The sequence below is a fragment of the Pseudomonas sp. GW821-FHT01D09 genome, from assembly GCF_059422465.1.
This window is the reverse complement of record NZ_JBWKWY010000005.1, coordinates 1-16,156: the sequence shown is the minus strand read 5'-3', so window position 1 is coordinate 16,156 and position 16,156 is coordinate 1. Positions and strand designations below refer to the sequence as shown.

Here is a 16,156-nt window from a genome sequence, read left to right as displayed (position 1 = left end):
AGGATTCGGACCCAAAGCGTAGTTCAGGACCCGGCCGATTGCGCAGGCCAGTAAAATACTGTCACACGACTGCAATAATTCCGTTATCTAATGCGGCGCAAGACAGTTAAATGACAAGAGGACTTAGCATGGTTGGCAGGAGCATTCTGATCGTTGACGACGAAGCGCCCATTCGCGAAATGATCGCCGTTGCGTTGGAAATGGCCGGCTATGACTGCCTGGAGGCAGAGAACTCCCAGCAGGCCCACGCCATTATCGTCGACCGCAAGCCGGACCTGATCCTGCTGGACTGGATGCTGCCCGGCACCTCCGGTATCGAATTGGCCCGACGCCTCAAGCGCGATGAGCTGACCGGGGATATCCCGATCATCATGCTCACCGCCAAGGGCGAAGAGGACAACAAGATCCAGGGCCTGGAAGTCGGTGCCGATGACTACATCACCAAGCCATTTTCCCCACGGGAACTGGTTGCACGCCTGAAGGCCGTATTGCGCCGCGCCGGCCCGACCGATGGCGAGGCCCCGATTGAAGTCGGCGGCCTGGTGCTGGACCCCATCAGCCACCGCGTGACCATCGACGGCACGCCGGCCGAGATGGGCCCCACCGAATACCGCCTGTTGCAGTTTTTCATGACCCACCAGGAACGCGCCTATACCCGTGGGCAATTACTGGACCAAGTGTGGGGCGGCAACGTGTATGTCGAGGAGCGCACCGTGGACGTGCATATCCGCCGCCTGCGCAAAGCCTTGGGCGATGCCTATGAGAACCTGGTACAAACCGTGCGCGGCACCGGGTATCGGTTTTCAACCAAAGGTTGAGCCAACCCTACCCAGACTTAACAGCCGACAAGGACGCATGTTCAAGTGAACCAAAACTGGCATGGCACCCTGATCCGCCACATGCTCCTGCTGGTCACCGGCTGCCTGTTGGTGGGCCTGATCAGCGGCTATTACGGCTGGAGCCTGGCCATTGGCCTGGGCCTCTACCTGGGCTGGACCCTCAAGCAATTGCTGCGCCTGCACGACTGGCTGCGCCAGCATAAACCCGATGAAGCGCCACCCGACGGCTATGGCCTGTGGGGCGAGGTGTTCGACAGCATCTATCACCTGCAACGCCGCGACCAGCGGGTGCGTGGCCGCCTGCAGGCGGTGATCGACCGGGTCCAGGAGTCGACCGCCGCGCTCAAGGACGCGGTGATCATGCTCGACAGCGACGGCAACCTGGAATGGTGGAACCGCGCCGCCGAGACCCTGCTGGGCCTCAAGACGCCCCAGGACAGCGGCCAGCCGGTGACCAACCTGGTACGCCATCCGCGCTTCAAGGAATACTTCGAGCAGGACAACTACGAGGAAGCCCTGGAAATCCCGTCGCCCACCAATGACCGGGTGCGCATCCAGCTGTACCTCACGCGCTATGGCAACAACGAACACTTGATGCTGGTGCGCGACGTGACCCGCATCCATCAGTTGGAACAGATGCGCAAGGATTTCGTCGCCAACGTCTCTCACGAGTTGCGCACGCCCTTGACGGTGATCTGCGGCTACCTGGAAACGCTGCTGGACAACGTCGAAGAGGTCAACCCGCGCTGGAGCCGTGCCTTGCAGCAGATGCAGCAACAAGGCTCACGCATGCAGACCCTGCTCAACGACCTGCTGCTGCTGGCCAAGCTGGAAGCCACCGACTACCCCTCGGACAACCACCCCGTGGCCGTACAGAGCCTGCTGCAGACCATCAAGAACGATGCCCAGGCCCTGTCCGGCGAGCGCGGCCAGCACATCACCCTGGAAGCCGACCCGACGGTGCTGCTTAAGGGCAGCGAGGGCGAGTTGCGCAGCGCCTTTTCCAACCTGGTGTTCAACGCCGTGAAGTACACCCAGGACAAAGGCACGATCCGCATCCGCTGGTGGGCCGACCAGCAGGGCGCGCACCTGAGCGTGCAGGATTCGGGGATGGGTATCGACAGCAAGCACTTGCCGCGCCTTACCGAGCGTTTCTACCGCGTCGACTCCAGCCGCAACTCCAACACCGGCGGCACCGGGCTGGGCCTGGCGATCGTCAAGCATGTGCTGTTGCGCCACCGGGCCCGCCTGGAAATCAGCAGCGTACTGGGCCACGGCAGCACCTTTACCTGCCACTTTGCGCCGATCCAGGTCAGCCGTTCGCAAGCCATTGCGGTGAAGGATTAATCTGAAAATACCCCCCCACCTCCTGTGGGAGCTGGCTTGCCTGCGATAGCATCACCTCGGTGCATCTGTAAGACCTAGGCGCCTGCATCGCAGGCAAGCCAGCTCCCACATAAGCCCAATGCAGCAGGCATTCACGGATCCACCCGGCAGCCGCCACTAGGCAAGCGCCCCGTCAGCCGCTACATTGCCTGACTTGTGCCCGCCCTTGAGGCACTGCCATCACCCCTTTTTGAACACACGGAACCCGCAAAACCCCATCATGGACCCTTCCCCTGGTATCACCCTCGCGACACTCTTCGCCGATTTCGGCATGATTCTTTTTGCACTGATCCTGGTACTGCTCAACGGTTTCTTCGTTGCGGCGGAATTTGCCATGGTCAAACTGCGCGCCACCCGGGTCGAGGCGATCGCCCACACCAATGGCTGGCGCGGGCAGATCCTGCGCACCGTCCACAGCCAGCTCGACGCCTACCTGTCGGCGTGCCAGCTGGGTATCACCCTCGCCTCCCTGGGCCTGGGCTGGGTCGGTGAGCCGGCCTTCGCGCACATCCTGGAGCCGCTGCTGGGCGCCATGGGCGTCGAATCGGCCGAAGTGATCAAGGGCGTGTCGTTCTTTGCCGCCTTCTTCGTGATTTCCTACCTGCACATCGTGGTCGGCGAGCTGGCGCCCAAGTCCTGGGCCATTCGCAAGCCCGAGTTGCTGTCGCTGTGGACGGCGGTGCCGCTGTACCTGTTCTACTGGGCCATGTACCCGGCGATCTACCTGCTCAACGCCAGCGCCAACGCGATCCTGCGCATCGCCGGCCAGGGCGAGCCCGGCCCGCACCACGAGCACCATTACAGCCGCGAAGAACTCAAGCTGATCCTGCACTCCAGCCGTGGCCAGGACCCCAGCGACCAAGGCATGCGCGTGCTGGCCTCGGCCGTGGAAATGGGCGAGCTGGAAGTGGTGGACTGGGCCAACTCCCGGGAAGACCTGGTGACCCTGGACTTCAACGCCCCGCTCAAGGAAATCCTCGCGCTGTTCCGCCGCCACAAATTTAGCCGCTACCCGGTGTACGACGCCGTGCGCGGTGAGTTTGTCGGCCTGCTGCATATCAAGGATTTGCTGCTGGAACTGGCGGCCCTGGACCATATCCCCGAGTCGTTCAACCTGGCCGAGCTGACCCGCCCGCTGGAGCGCGTGTCACGGCACATGCCGCTGTCGCAATTGCTGGAGCAGTTCCGCAAGGGCGGCGCGCACTTTGCCCTGGTGGAGGAAGCCGACGGCAATATCATCGGCTACCTGACCATGGAAGACGTGCTGGAAGTGCTGGTGGGCGATATCCAGGACGAACACCGCAAGGCCGAACGCGGCATCCTCGCCTACCAGCCGGGCAAGCTGCTGGTGCGTGGCGACACGCCGCTGTTCAAGATCGAGCGCCTGCTGGGCATCGACCTGGACCACATCGAGGCCGAAACCCTCGCCGGCTTGATCTACGACACCCTGAACCGGGTGCCGGAAGAGGAAGAAGTCCTGGAAGTCGAAGGCCTGCGGATCATCATCAAGAAGATGAAAGGCCCGAAAATCGTGCTGGCCAAGGTGCTGATGCTCGACTAAGCCCTTTGTAGGCGTCGGCTTGCCGGCGCCTACAGGCCCGACGCAAAGTTGGGCAAGGCCTGTACCGGCTGCGTGAACTCATACGGAATCGATACCCACCCCGCCCCCGTATCGCGCTGCACCACAAAATGCAGGTGTGGCCCGCTGCTGTTGCCGGTATTGCCCGACAGCGCCAGCGGGCTGCCCACGCCCACCCGCTGCCCGTCCCTGACGCTGACCGAACCCTGCTTGAGGTGCAGATACACGCCCTGGGTGCCGTCATCGTGCAGCACCCGCACAAAGTTGCCCGACGGGTCACTGCCACGTCCCGATTGGCTGTTCTCGGTCTTCACCACCACCCCGCCCCGTGCCGCGATGATCGGCGTGCCCTCGGGCATGGCAATGTCCATGGCGTAGCGGCTCTTGACGTCAGAATGACTGAACGTGCCGCCAGGGCCCTGGGTCAGGCGGAACGGACCGCCGCGCCAGGGCAAGGGATAGCTCTGGAACTGCAGATGACGGGCAGGCTGGGGATCAAGCCCCTGGCGCTTCTGCGGCGCGACCCGGCGCTCCTGGAACACAAACGCCTGGGCGCCGGGGGTCTTCTGGTCACTGAAAAACACCACGCCACGGGCATCGGTGGAACGATAGAGGGTCATGGCCAGGGTCGATGAGGCGACCGTACACAGGCCACAAAACAGCAAAAAACGCACAAGCATGGGAGAAACCTGCCGGGTATGACTGAACGGCAGACTAGCAAGGGTTCATGACAATGTTGTGTGGACCGGCTTCTACAGTTGATCGTGGTGTGCTGCGCTACGCACCCGGCACAAAATGCTTCTGCGCCGTACCCCGGGCGATCAGGCGGGAGATGTAGTCGAGCTTCTGCGCATCCTGGTCGACAAAGCGGAAGGTCAGTTGCAGCCAGTCGCTGTCGGGGCGTGGTTCATAGGCGACAATGGCATGCAGGTAGCCATTGAGGCGGGCGGTCTCGGCGTTCTCGCCTTGCTCAAGGTCCAGCACCGCGCTTTCCAGCACCTGGGGCAGGACGTCGCCACGGCGCACCACCAGCAACGCCTCCTTGATGCTCAGGGCCTTGATCACACATTGCTGGGTGCCACTGGACAGGCGCAACTGGCCCTGGCCCCGACCGCTGGTGGCCGAGGGGGCTGCCGCAGCCTGCACAGGCGGGGTGCTGAGCAAGCCTTTGCTCGGCGCGGCCACCGGGGCCGGCTTGACCGCTTCGGGCTTGCCGCCGGTCAGGGCGCTGAGGGAGTCGTTGCCAAAGGCCGAGTTCATCTTGGTCGGCGCGCTGGCCAGCAAGGCGTCGAGGCGACCGATCTTGTTCAGGGCCTGCTTGACCTTGTTCAGCAACTGTTCGTTGGTGAAAGGCTTGCTGACGTAGCCGGAAACGCCGGCCTGGATGGCCTGGACTACGTTTTCCTTGTCGCCGCGGCTGGTGACCATGACAAACGGCATGGTTTTGAGTTGCGGTTGCTCACGGCACCAGGTCAACAATTCCAGGCCGGACATTTCCGGCATTTCCCAGTCGCACAGCACCATGTCGAAGGTTTCGCGCATCAGGATGGCCTGGGCCTTTTTGCCGTTTACCGCATCTTCAATCCTGATGCCGGGGAAGTAGTTACGCAGGCACTTCTTCACCAGGTCGCGAATAAACGAGGCGTCATCCACCACCAATACACTGACTTTACTCATCGACCCTTCATCCTCTCAAAACCCCGGCAAGCAAAATGCTTAACTGATGGCATCTTGCCAAAAACTTGTCAGTCACGCCGGGACTTTATGGCAGCCCGCAGCGCAAAACTCTACGCCACAAACGCAAACGCCCGACCAGAGGTCGGGCGTTTATTTCTCGGGCAATCTTACTTATCGTCAGATTCGGCCGGAACATTAGGGATTTGATCGGCCGTGCCTTCAACTTCGGCCTTCATGCGCTTGAGGCCCATGTGCCGTACGTCGGTGCCGCGCACCAGGTAAATCACCAATTCCGAGATATTGCGTGCGTGGTCGCCGATCCGCTCCAGGGAGCGCAGCACCCAGATGATGCTCAAGACCCGCGAGATAGAGCGCGGGTCTTCCATCATGTAGGTCGCCAGCTCACGCAGGGCGGTCTTGTACTCGCGGTCGATGATCTTGTCGTACTGGGCCACCGACAACGCCAGGTCGGCGTCGAAGCGCGCAAAGGCATCCAGCGCGTCGCGCACCATGTTGCGCACCTGGTCGCCGATGTGGCGCACTTCGACATAACCGCGCGGCGCTTCGCCTTCTTCGCACAACTGGATGGCGCGACGGGCGATCTTGGTGGCTTCGTCGCCGATACGCTCCAAATCGATCACCGACTTGGAAATGCTGATGATCAAACGCAGGTCGGACGCCGCCGGCTGGCGACGGGCGAGGATGCGCAGGCATTCCTCGTCGATATTGCGTTCCATCTGGTTGATCTGCTCATCGATCTCGCGCACTTGCTGGGCCAGGCCCGAGTCGGCCTCGATCAGCGCGGTCACCGCATCGTTGACTTGCTTCTCCACCAGCCCGCCCATGGCCAGGAGGTGGCTGCGCACTTCCTCAAGCTCGGCGTTGAACTGCGCGGAGATGTGGTGGGTAAGGCCTTCTTTGCTAATCATGTTGGCGTCCTTGGAGCGTCCGGTAAGGTGCGGAGAACCGCAGCGTCAGTGCAATCAGAACCACAGCTTCCTAGCCGTAGCGACCGGTGATGTAGTCTTCGGTCTGCTTCTTCGCCGGATTGGTGAACAGGGTGTCGGTATCGCCGAACTCCACCAGTTTGCCCATGTACATGAACGCGGTGTAGTCGGAAACCCGCGCCGCCTGTTGCATGTTGTGGGTCACGATGACGATGGTGAACTTGGACTTGAGTTCGTAGATCAGCTCTTCGACTTTCAGCGTCGAGATCGGGTCGAGTGCCGAGCACGGTTCGTCGAGCAGCAGCACTTCCGGCTCCACGGCGATGGTCCGGGCAATCACCAGACGCTGCTGCTGGCCGCCGGACAGGCCGAGGGCCGACTCGTGCAGGCGGTCCTTGACCTCGTCCCACAGCGCCGCGCCTTTAAGGGCCCACTCGACCGCTTCGTCGAGGATGCGCTTTTTGTTGATGCCCTGGATGCGCAGGCCATAGACCACGTTTTCGTAGATGGTCTTGGGGAACGGGTTGGGCTTCTGGAACACCATGCCCACCCGGCGACGCAGCTCGGCCACGTCTTCGCCCTTGCGGTAGATGTTGCTGCCGTAGAGGTTGATCGCGCCTTCCACACGGCAACCGTCCACCAGGTCGTTCATGCGGTTGAAGGTGCGCAGCAGCGTGGACTTGCCGCAGCCCGACGGGCCGATAAAGGCGGTCACGCGTTGCTTGGGGATGTTCATGCTGACGTCGAACAGTGCCTGTTTCTCACCGTAGTACAGGCTCAGGCCCGGGACTTCGATGGCCACGGTTTCTTCAGCCAGGCTCAGGCTCTGCTTGTCGCGACCCAGGGCTGACATGTTGATGCCGTGGGAATGGGTTTCATGTTGCATGGGATGCTCCCTGTGCTACCAATTCGTTGTGTGGGAGGGGGCTTGCTCCCGATAGCGGTGTATCAGAAACACATGTGCTGGCTGGCACACCGCTATCGGGAGCAAGCCCCCTCCCACATTTAATCCGCGTTCACTTCAATTAACTGTCCAGTGCCTTGTACTTTTCGCGCAGGTGGTTACGAATCCATACCGCCGACAGGTTCAGCGTGGCGATCACCAGCACCAGCAGGAACGCGGTGGCGTACACCAGCGGACGTGCCGCCTCGACGTTGGGGCTCTGGAAGCCGACGTCGTAGATATGGAAGCCCAGGTGCATGATCTTCTGGTCCAGGTGCAAGTACGGGTAGTTGCCGTCCAGCGGCAGCGACGGCGCCAGTTTCACCACACCCACCAGCATCAGCGGCGCCACTTCACCGGCGGCGCGGGCCACGGCCAGGATCATGCCGGTCATCATCGCCGGGCTGGCCATGGGCAGGACGATTTTCCACAGCGTTTCCGCCTTGGTCGCACCCAGGGCCAGGGAACCTTCACGCACGGTGCGTGGGATGCGCGCCAGGCCTTCTTCGGTGGCCACGATCACCACCGGCACCGCCAGTAGCGCCAGGGTCAGCGAGGCCCACAACAGACCCGGCGTACCGAAGGTCGGTGCCGGCAGGGCTTCGGGGAAGAACAGGCGGTCCACCGAACCACCCAGCACGTACACAAAGAAGCCCAGGCCGAACACGCCGTAGACAATCGCCGGGACGCCCGCCAGGTTGTTCACCGCGATACGGATGACACGGGTCAACGTGTTCTGCTTGGCGTATTCACGCAGGTAGACCGCCGCCAGCACGCCGAACGGGGTCACGATCATCGCCATGATCAGGGTCATCATCACGGTGCCGAAGATCGCCGGGAAGATCCCGCCTTCGGTGTTGGCTTCCCGTGGGTCGTCGCTGAGGAACTCCCAGACCTTGCTGACATAGAACCCCATCTTGGTCAGGGTGCCCATGGCGTTCGGCTGGTAGGCGTGCACCACATGGCCGATATTGATCTCAAGCTCTTTGCCGTTGGCATCGCGGGCCGTGAGGCTGTCGCGGTTGAACTGGGCATGCAGGTCGGTCAGGCGCGCCTCGACGGCCTGGTAACGCGCATTCAGCTCGGCGCGCTCGGCATCCATATCGGCCTGGGCGGCGGCGTCGAGCTGGCCGCTGAGTTCCAGTTTGCGGCCGTGCAGGCGGATCCGCTCAAGGCCCGCGTTGATCGCGCCAATATCGCGCTTCTCAAGAGTCTTGAGATCGGCCGCCAGCCTGTTCACCCGCTCAACCCGCGCCTGCAGCTCCGGCCAGGCCGCCTCGCCTTCGGCGATGACCTTGCCGTCCTGCTTGACGTTGACCAGGGTGCCGTAGAAGTTGCCCCACTCACGACGCTCAATGGCCATCAGCTCAGCAGGCGTGGTCTGGTTGGTCAGCCATTCGCCGACGATCCACGTGAAGTCATTGCCGTTCAAGTCACGGTTGCCGACCTTGATCAGCTCGCGGGTCATGAACTCCGGGCCAGCCTCCGGCACTGGCAGGCCTGCGCTTTTCAGGCGCTCGCGTGGCACTTGTTCTTTCTGTACCACTTCGCCGATGACGATGTGGTTGGCCTGGCCCGGCACGTTGTAGTTGGCTTGGATCAGGTCGGCCGGCCAGAAGTGACCCAGGCCACGCACGGCAATCACAGCCAGCAAACCAATGGTCATGATGACCGCGATGGCCACCGCGCCACCGCTGATCCAGACGCCAGGGGCGCCGCTCTTGAACCATCCATTCAGGGAGTTCTGTTTCACAGACTTCTACCTTTCTTAAAGCGACGAGTATTTCTTGCGCAGACGCTGACGGATCAGCTCGGCGAGGGTGTTCATGATGAAGGTGAACAGCAGCAGCACCAGCGCCGAGAGGAACAACACCCGGTAATGACTGCCGCCCACTTCCGACTCGGGCATTTCCACCGCGACGTTGGCTGCCAGGGTGCGCAGGCCTTCAAACAGGTTCATTTCCATGACCGGGGTGTTACCCGTGGCCATCAGCACGATCATGGTCTCGCCCACCGCACGGCCCATGCCGATCATCAGCGCCGAGAAAATCCCGGGGCTGGCAGTCAGCAACACCACGCGGGTCATGGTCTGCCATGGCGTAGCACCCAGGGCCAGGGAGCCCAGGGTCAGGCCACGGGGCACGCTGAACACGGCGTCTTCGGCGATGGAGTAGATGTTCGGGATCACCGCAAAACCCATGGCCAGGCCGACGACCAGGGCGTTGCGCTGGTCATAGGTGATGCCCAGGTCGTGGGAGATCCACATGCGCATGTCACCACCGAAGAACCAGGTTTCCAGGTACGGGCTCATGTACAGCGAGAGCCAGCCCACAAACAGGATCACCGGGATCAGGATCGCGCTTTCCCAGCCATCCGGCACCCGCAGGCGGATCGACTCAGGCAGGCGGCTGAAGACAAAGCCGGCGACGAGGATGCCAATCGGCAACAGCATCAGCAGGCTGAAAATCCCCGGCAGGTGCCCTTCGACATACGGCGCCAGGAACAGGCCGGCGAAGAAGCCGAGGATCACCGTCGGCATCGCTTCCATCAGCTCGATCACCGGCTTGACCTTGCGGCGCAGGCTCGGGGCCATGAAGTAGGCGGTGTAGATCGCCGCGGCAATGGCCAGGGGGGCGGCCAGCAGCATGGCGTAGAACGCGGCCTTGAGCGTACCGAAGGTCAGTGGCGCCAGGCTCATCTTGGGTTCAAAGTCGCTGTTGGCAGCGGTCGATTGCCAGACGTATTTAGGCTCGTCGTAGTTTTCGTACCAGACCTTGCTCCACAACGCGCTCCAGGACACTTCCGGGTGCGGGTTGTCGAGGGTCAAGGGCTGCAGCTTGCCGCCGGCTTCGACGATCACACGGTTGGCCCGTGGCGACATGCCGAAGAGGCCCTGGCCTTCGACCACCGGGTCCACCAGCAGGGTGCGGTGCGCGGTGCTGTGGAACACCCCGAACTGGCCAGCGGCATCCAGGGCGGTAAAGCCTTTGCGCCGCTCTTCCGCGGTGATTTCCACCACCGGCGTGGTGCCCATCTGGAAGGTACGGATCTGCTTGAGGTGTTGCTCGCCATCCGGGTCGCGGGCCATGAACCACTGGGCCAGGCCACCCTTGGAGTCACCGACGATCAGCGAAATACCGCCCACCAGCTGGGTGCTGGCGGTGATTTCGGCGCTGCCATCTTCCAACAATTTGTATCGACCGTTGAGGCTGTTGTCCCGCAGGCTGAACACATCGGCCAGGGCGCGACCGTTGATCACATACAGCCATTGCTGGCGCGGATCGACAAAGATCGCTTTAACAGGCTCGGTCATCTGCGGCAGGTCGATGCGCTTCTGCTCGCTGACCACTTCGCCGGTCATCATGTTTTCTTCGCGGCTCACCGACAGCACGTTCAGGTGCGAGCCGGCGGAACCGGCAACGATCAGCGAGGTGTCGGTGGCATTGAGGGCCACGTGCTCCAGCGGCCGACCGGCTTCATCGAGCACCATCGGCGCTTCGCCGTAAGGGTATTCGATCTCGGGCGAAATGGTCTTCTTGCCGTCCGGGTAGGACACTTTATAAGAGTGGCGGAACACCAGGGACTGGCCATTGGACAGGCCAAGGATCACCAGCGGGCTGCCTGGCTGGTCTTTACCGATGGACACCACGCTGGCGCCGGCCGGCAGGGCCAGGTCGACACGCTTGAGTTCCACGCCGCTGTCGACACTGAAGAACAACGCCTGACCTTTGTCGGAAACCCGCATGGCGACCTGGTTCTGTTCTTCCAGGGAGATCAGCAACGGCTTGCCGGCATCCTGCATCCAGGCTGGGGTCAGGGCGTCGTCCTTGGTCAGGCTGGCACCCTGGAACAGCGGCGCGACCACATAGGCCAGGAAGAAAAAAATCAGCGTGATAGCGCCGAGGACGGCAAGACCGCCGACCAGTACGTACCAACGGGTCAGGCGGTCCTTGAGCGCGCGGATGCGGCGCTTGCGTTGCAGCTCAGGCGTATTGAAGTCAATGCGCTTGGGAGGAGAAGTCGTCGTCATGGTGGAATTGGCCAGATCATTCATGCGCACACCCTAGCGATCCTGTATGACAGAAAGATGACAATGCAGTGACGCAAAAAATCCGCCGCGTAGCAGAGCTGGCAGCGGACCGAAAAATTAGCGGTGTAGGCCGCTTGTTGTGGAAGCGGGCTGGCCCGCGATGGCATCAACGCGATTTCAATTTAAACCGTGTCGCCAGCATCGCGGGCCAGCCCGCTCCCACACAAGAGCATGCCTCTACACCAGGTAGTGCAGGCTTATTTGCCTTCTTTCAGACCCAGGTCAGCCAGTGCCTTGGCGGCAACTTTGGCTGGCAGTGGGATGTAGCCATCCTTGACGACAACTTCCTGGCCCTGTTTGGACAGAACCAGCTTCACGAACTCGGCTTCCAGCGGGGCCAGAGGCTTGTTCGGGGCTTTGTTGATGTACACGTAGAGGAAGCGCGACAGCGGGTACTTGCCGTTCAGGGCGTTCTCTTCGGTGTCTTCGACGAACTCGCCGCCTTCTTTCTTGGCCAGGGCCACGGTTTTCACGCTGGCGGTCTTGTAGCCGATGCCCGAGTAACCAATGCCGTTCAGCGAAGAGCTGATGGACTGCACGACCGAAGCCGAGCCTGGTTGTTCGTTGACGTTTGGCTTGAAGTCACCTTTGCACAGGGCTTCTTCCTTGAAGTAGCCGTAGGTGCCGGATACCGAGTTACGACCGAACAGTTGCACTGGCTTGTTGGCCAGGTCGCCGGTCACGCCCAGGTCGCCCCAGGTCTTGGCATCAGCCTTGGCGCCGCACAGGCGAGTCGACGAGAACACGGCGTCGACCTGGGCCATGGTCAGGTGCTTGATCGGGTTGTCTTTGTGCACGAACACCGCCAGGGCGTCTACGGCCACCGGGATAGCTGTCGGCTTGTAGCCGTACTTCTGCTCGAAAGCCTGCAGTTCGTTGTCCTTCATCTTGCGGCTCATCGGGCCCAGGTTGGCAGTGCCTTCGGTGAGTGCAGGCGGCGCGGTGGAGGAACCGGCGGCTTGAATCTGGATGTTTACGTTCGGGTATTCTTTCTTGTAGTTCTCGGCCCACAAGGTCATCAGGTTGGCCAGGGTATCGGAACCGACGCTGGACAAGTTGCCCGATACACCAGTGGTCTTGGTATAGGCCGGAATTGCCGGGTCAACACCAGCGGCCACCGCGTGGGCAGTCGCAACGCCAGCAGCGACAAAAGTCATTGCCGCCATCAAACGCTTCAGTTTCATGCCTTACTCCTAGCAGATAGGGATAGTTGGATCGGGGCCAAGTATCGGTAGGCCGTGTGAACACTCTATGTCTGGAATATGACAATTAGATGAAAGGCCAGTATTGGCAGAAAAAGCAGATGCGCAAGAGAAGCTGAGTAAATGCGGGGCGAAACGAGGAGTTGCGGTCATTCAGAAATACTCTGTAAACGTTGTAGGAACCGGCAAGCCGGTTCCTACAGGGGACTTAGCAGGTTCAGCGCCCCCGCTTCCACAGGTAGGCACCCACCAACATCCCCATGGTGCAGATCACCGCCACGTAGTACGCCGGGCCCATCGGGCTTTCTTTCATCAGCAGCGAGACCACCAGCGGCGTCAAGCCACCGAACACCGCGTAGGCGACGTTGTAGGAGAACGACAGGCCACTGAAACGCACCACCGGCGGGAAGGCCTTGACCATCACGTAGGGCACCACACCGACCACGCCGACGAACAGGCCGGTGAGGGTGTACAGCGGGAACAGCCAGCCCGGGTGGTCCAGCAGGCTGTGATACAGCGTCCATGAGGTCGCGAGCAGCAACGCGCAACCGGCGATCAGCACGCGCCCGGCACCGAAGCGGTCAGCCAGTGCGCCAGAGAGGATGCAGCCCAGGCTCAGGGTGACGATCGCCAGGCTGTTGGCCTGCAACGAGACGGTCGGGCTGAAGTGGTAGATGGTCTGCAACACGGTCGGGGTCATCAGGATCACCACGACAATGCCGGCCGACAGCAGCCAGGTCAGCAGCATCGACAGCACGATGGCGCCACGGTGATCCCGCAGGACCGCACGCAATGGCAGCTCGGCGGCCAGGGTCTTGCGCTGCTGCATTTCGGCAAAGATCGGGGTTTCGTGCAGCCAACGGCGCAGGTACACCGAGAACAGGCCGAACACACCGCCCAGCAGGAACGGGATCCGCCAGGCGTAATCCGAGACCTGCTCCGGGGTGTAGATCGTATTGATCGCGGTGGCCACCAGCGAACCCAGGAGGATCCCGGCGGTCAGGCCGCTGGTCAGGGTGCCGCAGGCGTAGCCGATATGGCGTGGCGGTACATGCTCTGAAACAAAAACCCACGCCCCCGGCACTTCGCCACCAATCGCCGCGCCCTGGATCACGCGCATCAGCAGCAACAGGATCGGGGCCCACAGGCCGATCTGCGCATAGGTCGGCAACAGGCCCATGATCAGGGTCGGCACGGCCATCATGAAGATGCTCAGGGTGAACATCTTCTTGCGCCCCAGCAGGTCGCCGAAATGCGCCATGATGATCCCGCCCAGTGGCCGCGCCAGGTAGCCGGCGGCGAAGATGCCGAAGGTCTGCATCAGGCGCAGCCATTCGGGCATATCAGCAGGGAAGAACAGCTTGCCGACCACCGTGGCGAAGAACACGAAGATGATGAAGTCGTAGAACTCCAGCGCGCCACCCAGGGCGGACAGCGACAGGGTTTTGTAGTCGTTGCGGTTCAGCGGGCGGGCGGGCGGCGCAATGCTTGAAGGCACTGTGGTCATGGCAAGGCTTCTCTTATTAGGTCAGATCAGGAATCCGCAACGGCGTGGGTTTGGCCTGGCAGGTCGGGCAAGATAACAAATTGCCCGCAAAAGCACAGTCTAAACACCTGTACAGCGGTGGGCGCCGCCCCGCAGGCAGGCTGCCTGGCGAGGTCCGCCCTTCCCTCTTTGAATTATTATCGGGGACCAGAAACACCCGCAAATACTGGGGTGCCGGGTTCAAAAGAAACAATGGTCAAACCCCTCAAGTTGCATGACTGTTTTGGCCATTTCCCTGGCGCCTGTAACGCGGTGTAGATAGATGTACAAATATAGGAAACCGAAGGTCGTCGTGCAGGCTATCGACCGATATACTGCCCAGCTTGCACCTGCTTATCAGTGGAAGTTGCGCGAAAACGTCGTTGGCACCGGCCAGCCGATTTCGCAGAGTTTCCCTCAAGGCGCCTTTCGAAAAACGTGACGAACGTAGTATGTTCGGGGCTGAATCGTTTTTCCAAGACGGCTATTCACCGATTACATAGTCCAAGAGTCACGGGTCAGAGGCACCCCCGGCATGATCGAACTCGAACAAGAAGATCCTATCCCGCAAGGCGATCTCGCCCTGCAAATCACCGCGCTGCCCCGTGAGACCAACGGTTTTGGCGATATTTTCGGCGGCTGGCTGGTCGCGCAGATGGACCTGGCCGGCACGGCAATGGCCAGCAAGGTCGCCGGTGGCCGCGTGGCCACCGTAGCGATCGATCGCATGGCCTTCCTGGTTCCGGTGGCGGTGGGCGCGCAGTTGTCCTTCTACACCCAGGCCCTGGAAATCGGCCGCAGCTCGATCCAGATGATGGTCGAAGTGTGGAGCGATGACCCGCTGTCCAGCGAATGGCGCAAAGTCACCGAGGCGGTGTTTGTATTCGTCGCCATTGATGGCAGCGGGCGCACCCGGTCGGTTCCGTCGCGAGCGCGTTAAACCTCGCGGCGGTTTGGCGGTCCATTGCCCCATTGCCTGTGATTCAAGAGAGCCTTGTATGCCTACGCCCCACGTTGAAACCGTGAAAATGGATGAGCTGGACTGCTGGCGCATCCGCCACAACGGCGCCCAAGTGCTGGTGGCCCAACAGGGGGCGCACCTGTTCAGTTACCAGCCCGCTGGCGCAAAACCGGTGATCTGGCCCAATGACCAGGCGGTGTTCAAGGCCGGCAAAGGCATCCGCACTGGCGTACCCGTATGCTGGCCGTGGTTTGGCGTGTTCGAGCGCAACCCGCAAAGCGTCAAGGCGATGCGCCAGAGCGACCAGCCAGCGGGCGCCCATGGTTTCGCGCGCACGGCCATCTGGACCTTGGCCGGCGCCGAAGACAACCGGGTTGAGCTGGTGCTACCGGCACCGGCGGGCGGTTTCCCGGGCTGGCCGCACCAGGTCGATCTGAAAATGAGCATCCTGTTGGATGAGCAACTGCATATCAGCCTGAGCAGCCACAACCGTGGCGCCGACACGGTGACGATCAGCCAGGCGCTGCACAGCTACTTCGCCGTCAGCGACGTGCGCAAGGTGCAGGTCGCAGGCCTGGATGGGCTGGACTACATCGATACCGCCGACGGCTGGGCGACCAAAAAGCAAGCCGGCCTCCTGCACTTTACTGCCGAGACGGACCGCATCTACCTCGACACCCCGGCACAATTGAACATCGTTGATAACGACTGGCAACGCCGGATCCAGCTCACCAGCCAAGGATCAAAATCGACGGTGATCTGGAACCCCTGGACTGAACGCGCCAAGGCGTTCGATGACATGGCCGACGATGGCTGGCAGGGCATGCTGTGCATCGAAACGGCCAATGTGCTGGACGATGTGGTGGTGCTGGCACCGGGCGCAAGCCATACCATGGGTGTGAGCATGGCCAGCCTGCCCCTGTAGACCTAACCAAAATGTGGGAGCGGGCTTGCCCGCGATGGCGGTGTTTCAGCCGATACATTCGGCGACTGATACACCGCCATCG

The 16,156-nt window shown here is 61.7% G+C and carries 13 protein-coding genes; 5 read left to right on the top strand and 8 right to left on the bottom strand.

Annotated elements, in window-relative coordinates:
* The first annotated feature begins 128 nt into the window (after positions 1 to 128).
* From phoB to AC07W7_RS07220, 3 genes are all read left to right on the top strand, one after another.
* On the top strand, positions 129 to 818 hold the full coding sequence (gene phoB, locus AC07W7_RS07230; RefSeq protein WP_076965076.1) for a phosphate regulon transcriptional regulator PhoB: 690 nt from the start codon (positions 129 to 131) through the stop codon (positions 816 to 818).
* Positions 819 to 899: 81 nt separating this feature from the next.
* Positions 900 to 2,186, top strand: a complete 1,287-nt coding sequence (gene phoR, locus AC07W7_RS07225) for a phosphate regulon sensor histidine kinase PhoR (RefSeq protein WP_495039092.1) — start codon at positions 900 to 902, stop codon at positions 2,184 to 2,186.
* A gap of 259 nt (positions 2,187 to 2,445) precedes the next feature.
* Positions 2,446 to 3,786 carry a hemolysin family protein gene (locus AC07W7_RS07220; protein ID WP_076965078.1) on the top strand — a complete coding sequence of 447 codons (1,341 nt, stop codon included), beginning with the start codon at positions 2,446 to 2,448 and terminating at the stop codon, positions 3,784 to 3,786.
* A gap of 29 nt (positions 3,787 to 3,815) precedes the next feature.
* Here the strand turns inward: AC07W7_RS07220 and AC07W7_RS07215 are convergent, their stop codons facing one another.
* From AC07W7_RS07215 to AC07W7_RS07180, 8 genes are all read right to left on the bottom strand, one after another.
* Positions 3,816 to 4,484, bottom strand: coding sequence for a peptidoglycan DD-metalloendopeptidase family protein (locus tag AC07W7_RS07215; protein WP_495039004.1), 669 nt, complete (start codon positions 4,482 to 4,484; stop codon positions 3,816 to 3,818).
* Positions 4,485 to 4,581: 97 nt separating this feature from the next.
* Positions 4,582 to 5,481 carry a response regulator gene (locus AC07W7_RS07210; RefSeq protein ID WP_076965081.1) on the bottom strand — a complete coding sequence of 300 codons (900 nt, stop codon included), beginning with the start codon at positions 5,479 to 5,481 and terminating at the stop codon, positions 4,582 to 4,584.
* A gap of 167 nt (positions 5,482 to 5,648) precedes the next feature.
* Entirely contained in the window at positions 5,649 to 6,410 is a 762-nt protein-coding gene (gene phoU / locus AC07W7_RS07205; RefSeq protein ID WP_076965082.1) for a phosphate signaling complex protein PhoU, read from the bottom strand.
* Positions 6,411 to 6,480: 70 nt separating this feature from the next.
* Entirely contained in the window at positions 6,481 to 7,314 is an 834-nt protein-coding gene (gene pstB / locus AC07W7_RS07200) for a phosphate ABC transporter ATP-binding protein PstB (RefSeq protein WP_029289934.1), read from the bottom strand.
* Positions 7,315 to 7,453: 139 nt separating this feature from the next.
* Positions 7,454 to 9,124: a phosphate ABC transporter permease PstA gene (gene pstA / locus AC07W7_RS07195; RefSeq protein ID WP_076965083.1), complete on the bottom strand. Its 1,671-nt coding sequence runs from the start codon at positions 9,122 to 9,124 to the stop codon at positions 7,454 to 7,456.
* A 15-nt stretch (positions 9,125 to 9,139) separates the two neighbouring features.
* The gene (locus AC07W7_RS07190; protein WP_169897423.1) at positions 9,140 to 11,425 is read right to left on the bottom strand and encodes an ABC transporter permease subunit; all 2,286 of its coding nucleotides are present in this window, start codon (positions 11,423 to 11,425) and stop codon (positions 9,140 to 9,142) included.
* 233 nt (positions 11,426 to 11,658) lie between these two features.
* The gene (locus AC07W7_RS07185) at positions 11,659 to 12,645 is read right to left on the bottom strand and encodes a phosphate ABC transporter substrate-binding protein PstS (protein ID WP_038444526.1); all 987 of its coding nucleotides are present in this window, start codon (positions 12,643 to 12,645) and stop codon (positions 11,659 to 11,661) included.
* A 235-nt stretch (positions 12,646 to 12,880) separates the two neighbouring features.
* The gene (locus AC07W7_RS07180; RefSeq protein WP_495039091.1) at positions 12,881 to 14,161 is read right to left on the bottom strand and encodes an MFS transporter; all 1,281 of its coding nucleotides are present in this window, start codon (positions 14,159 to 14,161) and stop codon (positions 12,881 to 12,883) included.
* Between the two features lie 562 nt (positions 14,162 to 14,723).
* Between AC07W7_RS07180 and AC07W7_RS07175 the strand changes: the two genes are divergently transcribed.
* Positions 14,724 to 15,128, top strand: coding sequence for an acyl-CoA thioesterase (locus AC07W7_RS07175; RefSeq protein ID WP_003176975.1), 405 nt, complete (start codon positions 14,724 to 14,726; stop codon positions 15,126 to 15,128).
* Between the two features lie 58 nt (positions 15,129 to 15,186).
* On the top strand, positions 15,187 to 16,074 hold the full coding sequence (locus AC07W7_RS07170) for a D-hexose-6-phosphate mutarotase (protein ID WP_495039003.1): 888 nt from the start codon (positions 15,187 to 15,189) through the stop codon (positions 16,072 to 16,074).
* The last annotated feature ends 82 nt before the right edge of the window (positions 16,075 to 16,156 follow it).

What these genes read in the sequence shown, in the direction of transcription:
- phoB (WP_076965076.1), top strand. Translation starts at nt 129, where the DNA reads ATGGTTGGCAGGAGCATTCTGATCGTTGACGACGAAGCGCCCATTCGC.
- phoR (WP_495039092.1), top strand. Translation starts at nt 900, where the DNA reads ATGCTCCTGCTGGTCACCGGCTGCCTGTTGGTGGGCCTGATCAGCGGC.
- AC07W7_RS07220 (WP_076965078.1), top strand. Translation starts at nt 2,446, where the DNA reads ATGGACCCTTCCCCTGGTATCACCCTCGCGACACTCTTCGCCGATTTC.
- AC07W7_RS07215 (WP_495039004.1), bottom strand. Translation starts at nt 4,484, where the DNA reads ATGCTTGTGCGTTTTTTGCTGTTTTGTGGCCTGTGTACGGTCGCCTCA.
- AC07W7_RS07210 (WP_076965081.1), bottom strand. Translation starts at nt 5,481, where the DNA reads ATGAGTAAAGTCAGTGTATTGGTGGTGGATGACGCCTCGTTTATTCGC.
- phoU (WP_076965082.1), bottom strand. Translation starts at nt 6,410, where the DNA reads ATGATTAGCAAAGAAGGCCTTACCCACCACATCTCCGCGCAGTTCAAC.
- pstB (WP_029289934.1), bottom strand. Translation starts at nt 7,314, where the DNA reads ATGCAACATGAAACCCATTCCCACGGCATCAACATGTCAGCCCTGGGT.
- AC07W7_RS07190 (WP_169897423.1), bottom strand. Translation starts at nt 11,425, where the DNA reads ATGAATGATCTGGCCAATTCCACCATGACGACGACTTCTCCTCCCAAG.
- AC07W7_RS07185 (WP_038444526.1), bottom strand. Translation starts at nt 12,645, where the DNA reads ATGAAACTGAAGCGTTTGATGGCGGCAATGACTTTTGTCGCTGCTGGC.
- AC07W7_RS07175 (WP_003176975.1), top strand. Translation starts at nt 14,724, where the DNA reads ATGATCGAACTCGAACAAGAAGATCCTATCCCGCAAGGCGATCTCGCC.
- AC07W7_RS07170 (WP_495039003.1), top strand. Translation starts at nt 15,187, where the DNA reads ATGCCTACGCCCCACGTTGAAACCGTGAAAATGGATGAGCTGGACTGC.